Here is a 15,157-nt window from a genome sequence, read left to right as displayed (position 1 = left end):
TGCTCCTGTGGCTATACCCCGGCCGCATATACTCAAGCACCGGGGATTTCTTTGTGACCAACCTCAAATCGCTCCTGGCCGCCTGCGGCCTCTCCGCCCTGATCGGCCTTGCCGCAACGCCGTCTCTGGCGGGTTCGACCACCTATCCGCTGACGCTGGAAAACTGCGGCGCAGAGGTGACGTTCAAGAAGGCACCCGAGCGGGCGATCGGCCTCGGCCAGAACAGCGCGGAAATCCTGCTGCTGCTCGGCCTTCAGGACAAGATGGTCGGCACTGCCTTCTGGCCGAGCAAGGTGCTGCCGCAGCTCGCCGAGGCCAATGCCAAGGTCAAGCTTCTCACCGTCGAGATGCCGACCTTTGAATCGATGCTTGCCGAGAATCCCGATTTCGTCGCGGCGGCGCTGCCGAGCCTGGTCGGGCCGAACAGCAAGGTCGCCAAGCGCGAGGATTTTGACAAGGTCGGCGTCACCACCTATCTCTCGCCCAGCACCTGCCTCAGCACCAAGGATGTCAAGGACCAGTACGGCAGCCGCGCCGAGCTCTGGAACATGGATCTTCTCTACAGGGAGATTGACGAACTCTCGCAGATCTTCGATGTCGCCGATCGCGGCCAGGCGCTGATCGCCGATTTCAAGGCCCGTGAAGCCAAGCTGCGCGGAAGCGTTGCCAAGGACAGCCAGAAACTCTCCTACGTCTTCTGGTTCTCCAGCCCCAGCCCGTCGGCCGATGCCTATGTCGGCGGCAAGAACGGCGCCTCCGGCTTCATCGCCGACCTTCTCGGTGGACGCAATGCAATCACCGCGGATGCGGAATGGCCGACCATCGGCTGGGAAGGCATCATCGCCTCCAATCCCGATGTCATCGTCGTCGCCAGCCTCGATCGCAACCGCTGGGAGCTCGACAAGCCTGAGGCCAAGATCAAGTTCCTGAACACCGATCCTGCCGTCAGCCAGATCCCTGCGGTCAAGAACAAGGCGCTGGTCGTCATGGACGGCCAGGCCATGAACCCGACCATCCGCACGATTTACGGCGCCGAACAGGTGGCCGAGCAGATGAAGGCCCTCGGTCTGCTGAAGTGACCGAGGCAGGCCGTCTCTTCCGGCAGCTGGGAGCGGTCACCGCACTGCTTCTGGCCTCCCTTTGCCTCATCGCTGTCGCCATCGGCGTCAGCGTCGGAATCGGCGATCTGCCGATTCCGCTTGCGACCACATTCTCCGCCGTCACCAACCGGCTCGGCTGGACTGTGGTCGAGTTGAACCGCATCCACGAGACGGTCATCTGGGATTATCGGCTGAGCCGGGCGCTTGTCGCCGCCTTCTGCGGCGCGGGGCTGGCACTGTCGGGCGCCATCATGCAGTCGCTGCTGCGCAACCCGCTTGCCGAACCCTACGTGCTCGGCATCTCCGCCGGGGCTTCCACCGGCGCCGTCGCGATCGTCATCCTGGGGCTCGGCGCGGGTGCGGTGTCGCTGTCGGCAGGCGCCTTTGCCGGCGCCTTTGCAGCCTTCTTCTTCGTGGCGCTGCTTTCGAACGGCACACGCGGCGGCGCGGACCGCACCATCCTTGCCGGTGTCGCCGCATCGCAGCTCTTCAACGCATCGACCTCCTATATCGTGACCACTTCGGCCAATGCGCAGCAGGCCCGCGACGTCATGTTCTGGCTGCTCGGCAGTTTCGGCGGCGTGCGCTGGCCGGAATTCGCGCTGGTCTCGATCGTCGTCGGCATCGGTCTCGCCGCCTGTCTGGTCTATGCCCGCGTGCTCGACGCCTTCGCTTTCGGCGACGAAGCCGCCTCCTCGCTCGGCGTCAATGTCGGCCGCGCGCGCATGGCGCTCTTTGCGCTGACCGCGATGATGACGGCGACGATCGTCAGCATGGTCGGCTCGATCGGCTTCGTCGGGCTTGTCGTGCCGCATGTCGCCCGCTTCGTCGTCGGGCCGCTTCATATCCGCCTCCTGCCGGCCTGCGCCATCGGGGGGGCGATTTTCATGGTGTTCGCCGATATCGCCGCGCGCGCCCTCATCCCCGGCCAGATCCTCCCGATCGGCGTCGTCACCGCCTTGGTAGGTGTTCCCTTCTTCTCGATCATCCTCTATCGGTTTCAGCGCGCGTCATGAGCATCAAGGCCGACAACCTCACCTGGAAAATTGGCAGGAAGACCATTCTGGACGGCGTTTCCATGGAGGCTCAGCCTGGCCGGATGCTCGGACTGCTCGGGCCGAACGGCTCCGGCAAGACCTCGCTGCTGCGGCTTCTCGCCGGCCTGAAGCGGCCGCATTCCGGCCGTGTCACGCTCGACCGCAAAGATATCGGCAAGATCAGCCGCCGCTCGATCGCCCGGCGCATTGCCTTCGTCGAGCAGCATGCCACGACCAACGCCAATCTGAAGGTCGTCGATGTCGTCAAGCTCGGCCGCTTCCCGCACCGCTCCATGTTTTCCGGCTGGACCAAGACCGACGAAGAGGCGGTCGAAGCGGCGCTCGCGCGCGCCGGCATGGCGGAGAAGCACGACGACCGCTGGCAGAGCCTGTCGGGCGGCGAAAAGCAGCGCGCCCATATCGCCAGGGCGCTCGCCCAGTCGCCGCTGGAGCTGATCCTCGACGAACCCACCAACCATCTCGATATCCAGCACCAGATCGGCCTGATGCGGCTCGTCTCCGGCCTTCCGATCACCAGCATCGTCGCGCTGCACGATCTCAACCATGCTGCCATGTTCTGCGATGAGCTTGTTATCATGCAGCAGGGCAGGATCGTCGCCTCCGGCGCGCCTGAGGACGTGCTGAGCGAGAAGCTCCTGCGCGAGGTCTTCTCGATCGAGGCGCGCGTCGAAGCCTCGCCCTATCATTCGCGCCCGCACATCCACTATCTCAAGTGAGAGAAGCCGCGTAACGCTCTTACGTCACGATCTGCAGCGGCAAAGCAGTGGTCTTCTTGATAGTTTTCAGGACGATGCTCGACTTGACCGAGGCCAGATTGTCGGTGACCCGGATCATTCTTTCGAGAAACTGGCTGAGGTGATCGAGGTCACGCGTCATGACCTTCATCAGAAAATCGGCGTCACCCGTCTGCGAATAGCATTCCAGGATCTCCGGCGCGGTTTCAATGAAACGATGGAGCCGCTCGTTTCCCCCCTCCGTATGGGCTCTGAGGCTGACAAGCGTATGAGCGACAACGCTGAAGCCCAACTTTGCAGGATTGAGTATGGCCACGACATTCTGAATGTACTGCTCGTTGCGCAGCCTTTCCAAACGGCGTGCACATTGGGTGGCGGAGAGATTGACCTTCTGAGACAACTCGCTCTGCGTCACTTCGCTGTCTTGTTGGAGGGCGGCGAGCAATTTGATATCGAATTGGTCAAGCATGGCCACAGATCCGAAATGCGGTGAATTTCTGCGCATTGTAGCCGAAAGGCGCCGATTGTCTGCGTAAAAGTGCTGAAATGGGAAGATAATCGCAGAAATTCGCCGGAGAAGTTCAGTTAATCTCCGACCCAGCGTTACGGAAACGAGGTGGACTTGTGTTTGACCAATTGAATAACCGGCCAGCCGACAGCCTGCTTGCACTTATCAAGGCCTTTCAGGCCGACGATCGCACCGGAAAGATTGACCTCGGCGTCGGCGTCTATCGCGACACCATGGGGCGTACGCCGGTGATGCGCGCCGTGAAGGCGGCGGAGCAGTTCCTTCTCGAAACGCAGGACAGCAAGAAATATCTCGGCCCGGAAGGCGATCTGCAGTTCGTGCACCTGCTGCAGCCGATTGTCTTCGGAAAATCGCCGAAATTCGATCGCCGCCTGGTCGGCATTCAGACGCCGGGCGGAAGCGGCGCGCTGCGTCTCGGCGCGGAACTCATCCAGACGGCAAATCCATCGGCAAAGGTTCTGCTCGGGACGCCGAGCTGGCCAAATCATGCGCCGATCTTCAGCTCGGCGCGTTTGGCCGTAAAGGACTACGCCTTCGTCGACCTGACGTTACAGCAAGTCAAATTCGACAGCGTCGTCGATGCCCTGTCTTCCGCTGCGGAAGGCGATGTCGTCCTCTTCCACGGGTGCTGCCATAATCCGACCGGGATCGATTTCACCATCGAGCAGTGGCGGCAGATTGCCGAGCTTCTGGTTGCGCGCAGGCTGGTGCCCTTTATCGATCTTGCCTATCAGGGGCTTGGCGACGGTCTCGAACAGGACGCCGCACCGACACGCATGATCCTCGACGCGGTCGACGAGGCGCTGATCGCCTATTCCTGCGACAAGAATTTCGGCCTCTACCGCGAGCGTGTCGGCGCGCTCTATGTCATGACCCGCAACAACGATGACATCGGCAAGGCCGAGAGCAACATGGCCGCACTTGCCCGCGTGAACTGGTCGATGCCGCCCGATCATGGGGCGGCCGTCGTCAGGACCATTCTCGAAAGTCCCGAAATGTCGGCGATGTGGCGTGCCGAACTCGACGAGATGTGCGAACGCGTCAACGGCAACCGCGCAGCACTTGCCGCCGCCGCTCCCGATCTTGCCTTCATCAGCCGGCAGCGCGGCCTGTTCTCCAATCTTTCCATGTCCAGGGAAACGGCCGCAGCCCTCCGTGCCAGACACGGCATCTATATGGCCGCTTCCGGCCGTATGAACCTTGCAGGCATGCAGCCAACCGATGCCGGCGCCATCGTCACCGCACTTCGCGCCGAAGGCTGCCTGAAATGAGCGGGAAAGAAACGACCGGCCAGGCGATCGCCCGTTCGCTCGTCGCCCATGGGATCGACACGGTGTTCGGCATCCCGGGCGCCCACATGTATGATTTCAACGATGCCCTCTACGGCGCCAGTGACAAGATTCGGTTCATTCACACAAGGCACGAACAGGGCGCCGGATACATGGCCTACGGCTATGCCAAATCCACCGGCCGGATCGGCGCCTATACCGTTGTCCCCGGCCCCGGCCTTCTCAATTCCGGCGCTGCCCTCTGCACCGCTTACGGCGCCCACGCCCCGGTGCTCTGCATCACCGGCAACATCATGTCCCACCTGATCGGCCAAGGCAGAGGACAGTTGCACGAATTGCCCGACCAGCTCGCGACGATGCGCGGAATTACCAAGACGGCGGAGCGTATCAATCACCAGTCCGAGACCGGCTCTGTAATGGCCGAGGTCATCGGCAAGATGCTTTCCGGCCGCAAGGGCCCGGGCGCGATCGAAGCGCCATGGGACGTGTTTGGCCAATCCGGCCCCGATCTCGATCTTCCCATCGGCGCGAGCGCGCCTCATCCGGCCGTCAACCCCGACCGGATCGCTGCCGCAGCGGCACTGTTATCAGGCGCCAGGAATCCGATGATCATGGTCGGCGGCGGTGCGGCAGATGCCGGGGCCGAGATTGCCGTCCTTGCGGAACTGCTGCAGTCGCCCGTCACCTCGCATCGCTCCGGCAAGGGCATCGTCGCCGACGACCATCCGAATTATCTGAACTTCGTCGCCGCCTACGAATATTGGAAGAAGGTCGATGTTCTGATCGGGATCGGCAGCCGGCTCGAATTGCAGTTCATGCGATGGAAGTGGCTTCCCAAGGGTCTCAAGATCATCCGCATCGATAACGATCCGACCGAAATGGTTCGTCTCAAGCCCGATGTCGGCATCGTCGCCGATGCCGCGGCCGGAACGCAGGCGCTGGTCAATGCGCTCGCAGGTTCCCGTCGCGAGGATCGCACCAGCGAGTTCGCCGAACTCAACAACGAGGCCAGATCCCGTTTCTCACACGTGCAGCCGCAGCTTGCCTATCTCGACGCCATTCGCGAGGCTCTTCCAAGAGACGGTTTCTTCGTCGAGGAAGTCAGCCAGATGGGCTTTGCCGCCCGCTTTGCCTTCCCGGTCTATGGCCCACGTCAGTACGTGACATGCGGCTATCAGGACAATCTGGGTTTTGGCTTCAACACGGCCTTGGGCGTGAAGGTCGCCAATCCCGACAAATCGGTTGTTTCCGTTTCCGGCGATGGCGGCTTCATGTTCGGCGTTCAGGAGCTTGCCACCGCCGTCCAGCACAAGATCGCCGTCGTCGCCGTCGTTTTCAACAATTCGGCCTATGGCAATGTCCTGCGCGACCAGAAGCAGGCGTACGAAGGTCGCTATCTCGGTTCGGACCTCACCAATCCTGATTTTGTCGCCCTCGGCGAAAGCTTCGGCATCCGGTCATTCAAGGTGACGAGCCCCGGAGAATTGAAAAACAGGATCGAGGAAGCCCTTTCTCTCGAGCAACCTGTTCTCATCGAGGTTCCGATTGAAAAAGGATCCGAGGCGAGCCCTTGGCCTTTCATTCATCCGGCGCCGCACGCCGAATAAATCCCTGTCACGGGGACGGCCCCTCGAAAAAAACCGTCGCCAGCGGCGGCAGCGTCAACGACAAGGAGAAAGACCTGCCGTGGGCCGGCACGGATTCACTCGACAGCGCGCCATTGACGAGGCCGGAGCCGCCATATTCCTGCGCATCCGTCGTGATCCGCTCGATCCACACGCCATCGTCAGGCACGCCGATCCTATAGCCGTAACGCGGCACCGGCGTGAAATTCGATAGGACGAGCACCGATGAAGAGCGGTCCTTGCCATAACGGAGCATGCCGAGAACGGAATTGACAGCGTCATCGGCAGCCGCCCATTCGAAGCCCTCGGGATGAAAATCGCCGAACTGCAATGCCGGCTTGTCGCGGTAAAACGTGTTCAGATCCTTCACCAGGCGCTGGATGCCGATATGCGCCGGCCGGTCGAGCACGTCCCAGCTGACCGAAGCATCATGGTTCCATTCGCTCGGCTGGGCGACTTCGCTTCCCATGAACAGCAGCTTCTTGCCGGGATGGCCCCACATGAAGGCGAGATAACTACGCAGATTGGCGAATTTCTGCCAGTCGTCGCCCGGCATCTTCGCCAGCAGAGCGCCCTTCCCGTAGACCACCTCGTCATGGGAAATCGGCAGCATGAAGCGCTCGGAATAGGCATAGATCATGCCGAAGGTCATCGTGCCGTGGTGATAGCTCCGGTAGACGGGATCCTTCTCGATATAACTCAGGCTGTCGTGCATCCAGCCCATGTTCCATTTGATATCGAAGCCCAACCCGCCCTCTTCCGGCGGCTTGGTCACACCCGGCCAGGCCGTCGATTCCTCCGCGATGGTCATGGCGTGCGGGCAACGTTCGTGAACAATGCTGTTCAGGTGCTTGAAGAACTCCACCGCCTCCAGGTTTTCACGACCGCCATACCGGTTGGGGATCCATTCACCCTCGTTGCGGCTATAGTCGCGATAGAGCATCGAGGCGACCGCGTCGACGCGCAACCCGTCGACATGGTAGCGCTCGAGCCATTCGAGCGCGCTGGCGATCAGAAAGCCTTTCACTTCGTTCCGGCCGAGATTGTAGATCATCGTATTCCAGTCTCGATGAAAACCTTCGCGCGGGTCCTCGTGCTCGTAGAGCGCACTGCCATCGAAGCGGGCAAGGCCCCAGACGTCGGTGGGAAAGTGAGCCGGGACCCAATCGAGGATGACACCGATACCGGCGCCATGACATCGGTCGACGAAATAGGCGAAATCTTCCGGAGTTCCGTATCGACCGGTCGGGGCAAACAGCCCGAGCGGCTGGTATCCCCAGGAGCCGCCGAAGGGATGCTCCATGATCGGCAGTAATTCGATATGGGTAAATCCCATGTCGCGGACATAGGGAACAAGCCGCTGGCTGAGCTCGGCCCAATCGAGATAGCTGTTGCTGTCCTGCCGGTCGCGAAGCCAGGAGCCGGCGTGCACTTCGTATACGGAGATCGCGTCTTCGAGTCTGGCCTGCCGGTCGCGGCCTTTCATCCAACCGTCATCGGTCCATCGAAACGGCGTCGACGATGCAACGATGGAGGCGGTGGCCGGGGCAGCCTCGCTTGCCCGCGCGACGGGATCGGCCTTTTGCGGCAGGCAGGTTCCCTGCGCGTCGATGATCTCGAACTTGTATCTTTCACCGGGGGCGAGACGTGGGACGAACAGCTCCCATACGCCCGCCGATTGCCTCAGTCGCATCGGATTGCGGCGTCCGTCCCAAGCGTTGAAGTCGCCGACGACCGAGACACGTCGCGCATTCGGCGCCCAGACGGCGAAACGAACGCCCGGTATGTCATCAACCGACATCGCCACGGCGCCGAGCGTCCGGCTCAGGCTGTAATGGGTCCCCTCGGATATCAGGTGAAGGTCGAGCTCCCCGAGCAGAAGACCGAAGCTGTAGGGGTCCTCCGTGACCTGTTCCCCATCCGGCCATTGGATCCGCAACCGGTATCCCATTCTCGAACCCGTCGTCGCGGCGAACAGGCCGGAGGGGTGAGCGATGCTGAAAGGCGTTACCACCCTGCCGCTCGCCGCCTCGATGAGATCGATCGCTTCGGCGCCTGGCAGATAGACGCGCACGATCGTCATCCCGCCACTCTCGTGCGGTCCGAGGATCGAGAATGGATCGCCATGGCGCCCCTCGATCAAGGCCCAGAGCGCATCGTGTCCGATGCCTGAGAGAAGTTCCGAACGTTCGATATTCATGCATGAACCCCCGCTAAGCGCGATACGATGTCGGTAAGGCCGGCGAGCGGGATCGGCAGCCATTTCGGCCTGTTGCGGGCCTCATAGGCAATCTCGTAGGCGGCCTTTTCGAGAAGAAAGGCATCAAGAAGCCTCCGACGTTGATCGGGCGGCATGGCAAGCGCATTCGACGCCGACACCGCCCGCCAATAGGCATCGATAAAGACCGCCTCGGCATTGCGTCCGAAACGGGCGATGGCGTCGCGGCGGACCTCGTTTTCGTGTTGGGTGACAGCGTCATTATCGAGCTGGGCGGTGGCGACGAGATAGCTCAGCGACCTGAGCAGGCCGGCGACGTCGCGCAAGGGAACCGTCTTGGCGCGGCGCTCGGCCAGATTTTTCGTCGGCTCGCCCTCGAAGTCGATGATGACGGCATCGCCCTCGCTGACCAGGATCTGGCCCAGATGGAAGTCGCCATGGGTGCGCGTCATCAGCGCATGGCGAGCATTCTCCGCCAGCGTCGCGGCGAGTTCGACCAGTTCGGAGCGGCGCTCGAGAAGCGGGGCCGCGAGCAGGTCGATCGCCGGATCCGCGCCCACCGCGCGTTCGGCGAGCTTCGACAGCGCATAGGCGACCTCGCCGGCAACTGCCTTTTTGATCGCCTCGACTTCACCATCGCCGGCGACGACCGGGCTAAAGGCCTCATCCGTATTTTCTCCGGCAAGCACGACATGCAACTCGCCCAGTCTCAGGCCCACCATCGCAACGAAGCTGATCAACGAACGGAAGACGTCGTCGCCCGGTTGGACGGCCGGGTCGTTCAGTACGAGCTCGTCGGCGGCACGGCGCAGATTGTTCAGCATCCAATTCCAGGCGTCGCCCTGGTTGCGGACCGCACCCTGGACGATGATCAATGTCGAGCGGCGCCCGCCGGAATCGGTATGCGCGACCTCGCCAAGCAGCGGCGCCGTGTGGTCGTAGCCGACACGGGTGAGAAAGCGGGTCATCTCGACTTCCGGATGGATGCCGGGAAAGATGTGTCTGATCAGCTTGATCATCGCGACGTCGCCGACGATCAGCGAGCTGTTCGATTGTTCGGCCGAGAGCCAATGGACCGGCAGATCGTCGGTGATGGCGAGACGGTCGAGCCGTTCCGTGCCGAAAAATTCCAGCGTGCCGGTGCGGCCGGTGATGCGCGAGCGGTCGGCGAGCCCGCGAAGGATGCCGCGCGCCATCGGCTCGACGGCAAATCCATCTGTCAGGAAGCCGACGCGCCTGCCCTGGCGCACGCGCGCAAGCGCCAGCTGCTGGGTCAACGCTGACGGCTGCGCATCGTCCCAGGCGACCGTCAGCGGCAGCTGATAGGATTCGCTGTGGTTCGGCAGCACGACCTCCAGCTCGCCGAGCACGACGCCGTCGGCAAAGGGGATCGGCGTCGCGGAGATCAGCCTCGCCGTCTGCAGCGGCTGGTCCTTCGCCCCAAACCAGCGCCGCCTGGTAAGATAGGCGGGGAGGATTTCATTGCTGAGGACGCGCGCATGCCCGGGCTCGTCGACGAGATCGAGCAACCCGCGGCGAATGACCATCGTCACGAAATCGGGAAGCTGTTCGGGTGGCGCCGTGCGCCAGGCCGGCGGATCGGCATCGGCCTCCAGCTGGAACCAGAAGAAGCCATAGGGCGGCAGCGTCAGGAGATAGGTCAATTGGCCGATCGGCGGAAAGGGCGACATACCGGTCAGTTCGATCGGCACGCGGCCTTCAAAGCTCGACAGGTCGAGCTCCACCGCCTGAGGCAGTCGCGAGAGGTTTGCGACGCACATCAGCGTCTCGCCTTGATATTCCCTCAGATAGGCGAGGATCTTGCGGTTCTCCGGCGAGAGGAAGCGCAGCGAGCCGCGCCCGAAGGCCGGATGGCGGCCGCGCAATGCCAGCATCTTGCGCGTCCAGTTGAGCAGCGAATGCGCGTCGGTGCTCTGCGCCTCGACGTTGACGGCCTCGAAGCCATAGAGCGGATCGGCGATCAACGGCAGCACAAGGCGCGCCGGGTCCGTCCGAGAAAAACCGCCATTGCGGTCCGGCGACCATTGCATCGGCGTCCGCACCCCATCCCGGTCGCCGAGATAGATATTGTCGCCCATGCCGATCTCGTCGCCGTAATAGATGACGGGCGTTCCCGGCATCGAGAGAAGAAGCGCGTTCATCAGCTCGATGCGGCGGCGGTCGCGCTCCATCAGCGGCGCCAGGCGGCGTCTGATGCCGAGGTTGATGCGGGCGCGCTTGTCGGAGGCATAGGTCTCCCAGAGATAATCGCGCTCGGCATCGGTCACCATTTCGAGCGTCAGCTCGTCGTGGTTGCGCAGGAAGATCGCCCACTGGCAATTCTCGGGAATTTCCGGCGTCTGGCGCAGGATATCGGTGATCGGGAACCGATCCTCCTTGGCGATCGCCATGTACATGCGCGGCATTAGCGGGAAGTGGAAGGCCATATGGCATTCGTCGCCGTCGCCGAAATATTCGCGCGTATCCTCCGGCCACTGGTTGGCTTCGGCCAGCAGCATCACGCCGGGATGAGTGGCATCGAGGGCGGCGCGGATGCGCTTGAGGATCCCGTGGGTTTCCGGCAGGTTTTCGTTGATCGTCGCCTCGCGCTCGACGAGATAGGGGATCGCGTCAAGACGAAAGCCGTCAATGCCGGTCTCCAGCCAGAAGCGCATCACCTTCAGCAGTTCCTCCATGACAAGCGGGCTGTCGAAGTTGAGGTCCGGCTGGTGGGAATAGAAGCGGTGCCAGTAATAGGCGCCGGCCACCGCATCCCATGTCCAGTTGGATTTTTCCGTGTCGAGGAAGATGATGCGCGTTTCCGGGAATTTCTGATCGCTATCCGACCAGACATAGAAATCGCGCTCGGGTGAACCTGCCGGCGCCTGGCGGGCGCGCTGGAACCAGGGATGCTGGTCGGAGGTGTGGTTGATGACGAGTTCGATGATGACGCGGATATTGCGCTGGTGGGCGGCGTCGACGAAGGCCCTGAAATCCTCCAGCGTCCCATAGTCGGAGCTGACATTGCCGTAGTCGGCGATGTCATAGCCGTCGTCGCGTCGCGGCGAGGGAAAGAAAGGCAGAAGCCAGATGGCGTTGACGCCGAGCGCCGCGATATGATCGAGCTTGGCGTGCAGACCGGCAAAATCGCCGACGCCATCGCCATTGGCGTCGTAGAACGACTTGATGTGCAGCTGGTAGATGATCGCATCCTTGTACCAGAGCAGCGGCTCGGTGTTACCGGTGTTCATCGTGTCCATTCATGCCTCCGCTGCGCGAACGCGCCAGATCGCAAAGGGCAGAATGTGAGGATTGAGACTGATAGTCTGCCGTTTGCCGTTCCACCTGAAACGATGCCCGCCGACCAGATCCTCGGCGTCGAGCGCGCCGCCGTCCCCGAGCGACCACTTCCAGAGCGGCAGCTCGACGTCGCTCTGCTGAAAATTATGGGGATCGAGGTTGATCGCGATCAGCAAAACATTGTCGCGCGCACGGCTCGCCTTCTCGAAGAACAGGATGTTGTCATTCCAGGCGGGGAGCAGCGTCAGCCCGAGATGCGAATGCAGCGCAATGTTTTCGTTCCGGATGCGGTTGAGCATCCTGATTTCGGCAATGATGTTGCCCGGCCGGTCGTAGTCCCAGGCGCGGATTTCGTATTTCTCGCTGTCGGCATATTCCTTGCGCTTGGCATCGGGGCGCCCTTCGCACAGTTCGAAACCATTATAGACACCCCACAATCCCGACAGGGTGGCGGCGAGTGCGGCGCGGATCAGGAAGGCCGGGCGTGGCGCGTTCTGCAGAAAATCCGGGTTGATGTCATGGGTGTTGACGAAGAAGTGCGGGCGGAAGAATTCCTTCGGCGCCGTCTCGGTCAGCTCGCGCATATATTGCTCGAGCTCCCATTTGGCGTTGCGCCAGGTGAAGTAGGTGTAGGACTGGGAGAAGCCGATCTTCGCCAGCCGGTACATCACCTTCGGCTTGGTGAAGGCTTCCGAAAGGAAGACGACATCGGGATGGCGCGCCCTGATATCGCCGATCAGCCATTCCCAGAACGGAAAAGGCTTGGTATGCGGATTGTCGACGCGAAACAGCTTGACGCCTTGGTCGACCCAGAGCTGGACGATATCCCTCAGCTCCACCCATAGGGAAGGCAAGGCGTCCTTCGTGTAGAAATCGACATTAACGATATCTTCGTATTTCTTCGGCGGGTTCTCGGCATATTTGATTGTGCCGTCGGGGCGCCAGTCGAACCAGCCGGGATGCTCCGTCAGCCAGGGGTGATCCGGCGAGGCCTGGATGGCGAGGTCGAGTGCAATCTCCAACCCATGCCGGCCCGCCTCCTCGACCAGCCGGCCGAAATCCTCGAAATCGCCGAGCTCGGGATGGATGGCGTCATGGCCGCCATCTTCCGAGCCGATAGCATAGGGGCTTCCGGGATCGCCGGGTGCGGCCTTCAGGCTGTTGTTGCGCCCCTTGCGGTTGGTCGAGCCGATCGGGTGAATGGGCGGGAAGTAGAGCACGTCGAAGCCCATGCCGCGAATATCGGCCAGCCTCGGAATGACGTCGTCGAAGGTGCCATGCCGGTTCGGATCGCCGCTCTGCGAACGCGGGAAGATCTGGTACCAGCTGGCGAAGGCCGCCTCCTTGCGTTCCGCATCGACGGCGCTTGCCGTCGAGCGCAGCCGGAATGGCCGCCTGTCAGCCTTGTTCATCAGCTCGGATGTCTCTGGATCGAGCAGGATCGCCGTGCGCTCGGGATCGGAAGCCTTTTCGAGATTGTCGATCAGAGCCTGCAAATGGGCGCCGAGCGCTGCCGGCGCTTGCGCCTTCGCTGCACGAACGAGGTTTAATCCCTCCTGGAGCTCCAGCTTCAGGTCCAGTCTCGCATCGTTCTTCTTGGTCAGCTCGTAACGGAAGATCGCGAACGGGTTCTTCCACGCCTCGACGGCGAATTCGTAGCGCCCCATGCGCTCCAGCAGGAATTCGGCCCGCCAGCGGTCGTTCTCGACCAGTTGCATCGGCGTCTCGTTCCAATCCGCCATGGCGTCATGCGGCCGCCAGAGCAGGACGGCTGCGAGCGGGTCGTGGCCATCGGCGAATATATCCGCCTCGACGGTGACGGTCTCGCCGACCACGCGTTTGACAGGAAAGCGTCCGTCATCAACCCGCGGCATGATGTTTTCGATGGCAAGCCGCGCCGACGCCGTCGCCTGCTCGACCTCGAGGGCGGGCCTGGATATGATCGGCTCCGGCGCCTTGCCTTCAATCACCCGGGTCTCGCCTGCCCGCAGACGCAGGGCCGCGCCATCGGCGGCGACGGGTAGAAAACCGGAGGCGGCCTCGCGAAGCGCCGTCACCGGCGCAGGCGCGCTTCGCCTGAGGTCCCGGTTGAGCAGGATGAAGCGCACATCGGACGCGCTGCGAAGATCCTGCGCCTCGGATTGGACAAGCACCGAAACCGGCCCGCTGGCATTGCGGATCAGGCGAAGCGACGGAGCCCGCGCCTTGCCGGCCTTGCCGATCTCGCTGTTAGCAAGACGGATCTCGGATGAGATGTCGAAGGCGAGATCATGACGGAGCTTGCGCAAGCCCGAGCCATCGCCGTGCGTGGGATCAAGCGGCGTCGCCGCACCATATTCGAAACCCATGGGAACCATGAGGCCGCCGCCGAGCGAAGCGGCAAGCCGCAGCGCTCTGATGGCGCGCCGCTCGAGGATTTCGCGGCTCTCGGTCCCATGCGCGATACGCTTGGCGAAAGGCGGCTCGGGAAAGGCGATCTGCCAGCCGAGCGGCTCCTGGGTACGATGCTCCTCGATGAACCATCTCTCGTCGAGATCCCACCAGGCCATCGATGAAAAACATCCCGCGAAACCCGCATCGGCGATGGCGCTTCTCACCGCAAAATCAGTGCCGGGCGTCCAGGCGAAGAATTGCACCTCGGCCTTCTCTCGCACGCCCGCAATCAGCGATTTGAAAAAGGCCGGTGCCGCCCGATCGATGCCGAGCACCCTATACCCGGAGAGGCCGGCGTCGGACAGGCGCTGCAGCCGCTCGGTCCATTCCACCAGCAAATGCGACTGCTGCTCCGCCCCCACCGTGGTCATCGGCTCCGGCGGGTCGAACGGCGAGCGCCGGGGGTCGAGGGGGTGATAGCTCGCTTGTGGGTCCCGCGCTTTCCCGTCGAGCATCAGGTCCATCATCAAGCCGACGCCACTCTTGCCGGCGACCTCCGCCAGCCGCGACACTCCATCCGCAACCGCGCTTTCGAGCTGCAGTTCAGGATCGAGGCGATCAAAGTCTTGAGAGGAAAAGACGCTGCATTCCCCGCCCCTGTTAAAAAGGGGCGCCGTCAGCACATGGTCGAAACCGATATCCGCCGCATGGTCGAAAACCTCTCGCCATGCATCGGCCCCTTGGAGGAGCAGCGGATTGACATAATAAATCCGGGGTGGGGTGCTGAGTGCACCCTGTTTCACAGAGAGTAACATCGGCCGCCGCCTCGCGTTTGCTTTTGAGGCAAACTTCCTTTGGCGGAGGTTGTTCCACTCAACCCGTCAATTCACGGCTGTATGGGCGTCGCTGCCGGCATCGGATGCCAGGTTCC

At 62.4% G+C, this 15,157-nt stretch carries 9 protein-coding genes; 5 read left to right on the top strand and 4 right to left on the bottom strand.

The window, feature by feature from the left end; genetic code table 11:
- Positions 1 to 53 precede the first annotated feature (53 nt).
- From A7X77_RS25015 to A7X77_RS25005, 3 genes are read left to right on the top strand one after another with little or no spacing between them, the layout of a single operon-like run.
- Positions 54 to 1,079: an ABC transporter substrate-binding protein gene (locus tag A7X77_RS25015; RefSeq protein ID WP_064685536.1), complete on the top strand. Its 1,026-nt coding sequence runs from the start codon at positions 54 to 56 to the stop codon at positions 1,077 to 1,079.
- Positions 1,076 to 2,116, top strand: coding sequence for a FecCD family ABC transporter permease (locus A7X77_RS25010; RefSeq protein WP_064685535.1), 1,041 nt, complete (start codon positions 1,076 to 1,078; stop codon positions 2,114 to 2,116). Before A7X77_RS25015 ends, A7X77_RS25010 begins: the two co-directional genes overlap by 4 nt.
- The gene (locus A7X77_RS25005; protein WP_064685534.1) at positions 2,113 to 2,874 is read left to right on the top strand and encodes an ABC transporter ATP-binding protein; all 762 of its coding nucleotides are present in this window, start codon (positions 2,113 to 2,115) and stop codon (positions 2,872 to 2,874) included. Before A7X77_RS25010 ends, A7X77_RS25005 begins: the two co-directional genes overlap by 4 nt.
- A gap of 19 nt (positions 2,875 to 2,893) precedes the next feature.
- On the opposite strand, the gene A7X77_RS25000 is transcribed toward A7X77_RS25005, so the two are convergent.
- Positions 2,894 to 3,361 carry an Lrp/AsnC family transcriptional regulator gene (locus A7X77_RS25000; RefSeq protein WP_064685533.1) on the bottom strand — a complete coding sequence of 156 codons (468 nt, stop codon included), beginning with the start codon at positions 3,359 to 3,361 and terminating at the stop codon, positions 2,894 to 2,896.
- A gap of 155 nt (positions 3,362 to 3,516) precedes the next feature.
- Here A7X77_RS25000 and A7X77_RS24995 point away from each other — a divergent pair, with 155 nt between their 5' ends.
- Both A7X77_RS24995 and A7X77_RS24990 read left to right on the top strand, forming a co-directional pair.
- Positions 3,517 to 4,692: an amino acid aminotransferase gene (locus A7X77_RS24995; RefSeq protein ID WP_064685532.1), complete on the top strand. Its 1,176-nt coding sequence runs from the start codon at positions 3,517 to 3,519 to the stop codon at positions 4,690 to 4,692.
- Positions 4,689 to 6,317, top strand: a complete 1,629-nt coding sequence (locus A7X77_RS24990; RefSeq protein WP_064685531.1) for a thiamine pyrophosphate-dependent enzyme — start codon at positions 4,689 to 4,691, stop codon at positions 6,315 to 6,317. The genes A7X77_RS24995 and A7X77_RS24990 overlap by 4 nt, the downstream gene beginning before the upstream one ends.
- 7 nt (positions 6,318 to 6,324) lie before the next feature.
- Here A7X77_RS24990 and glgB read toward each other — a convergent pair whose 3' ends face one another.
- Genes glgB through A7X77_RS24975 form a run of 3 tightly spaced genes read right to left on the bottom strand, consistent with a single transcriptional unit; the run spans position 6,325 to position 15,041 of the window.
- Positions 6,325 to 8,535, bottom strand: coding sequence for a 1,4-alpha-glucan branching protein GlgB (glgB, locus tag A7X77_RS24985; RefSeq protein ID WP_064685530.1), 2,211 nt, complete (start codon positions 8,533 to 8,535; stop codon positions 6,325 to 6,327).
- Complete coding sequence (gene treS / locus A7X77_RS24980; protein WP_064685529.1) at positions 8,532 to 11,813, bottom strand: maltose alpha-D-glucosyltransferase; 3,282 nt, start codon at positions 11,811 to 11,813, stop codon at positions 8,532 to 8,534. Before treS ends, glgB begins: the two co-directional genes overlap by 4 nt.
- The gene (locus A7X77_RS24975) at positions 11,814 to 15,041 is read right to left on the bottom strand and encodes an alpha-1,4-glucan--maltose-1-phosphate maltosyltransferase (protein WP_064685528.1); all 3,228 of its coding nucleotides are present in this window, start codon (positions 15,039 to 15,041) and stop codon (positions 11,814 to 11,816) included.
- Positions 15,042 to 15,157: the final 116 nt, after the last annotated feature.

It is taken from the genome of Rhizobium bangladeshense (assembly GCF_001662075.1).
In the GTDB taxonomy this organism is placed as follows: Bacteria; Pseudomonadota; Alphaproteobacteria; order Rhizobiales; family Rhizobiaceae; genus Rhizobium; species Rhizobium bangladeshense_B.
This window is presented reverse-complemented; position numbering and strand designations above follow the sequence as displayed.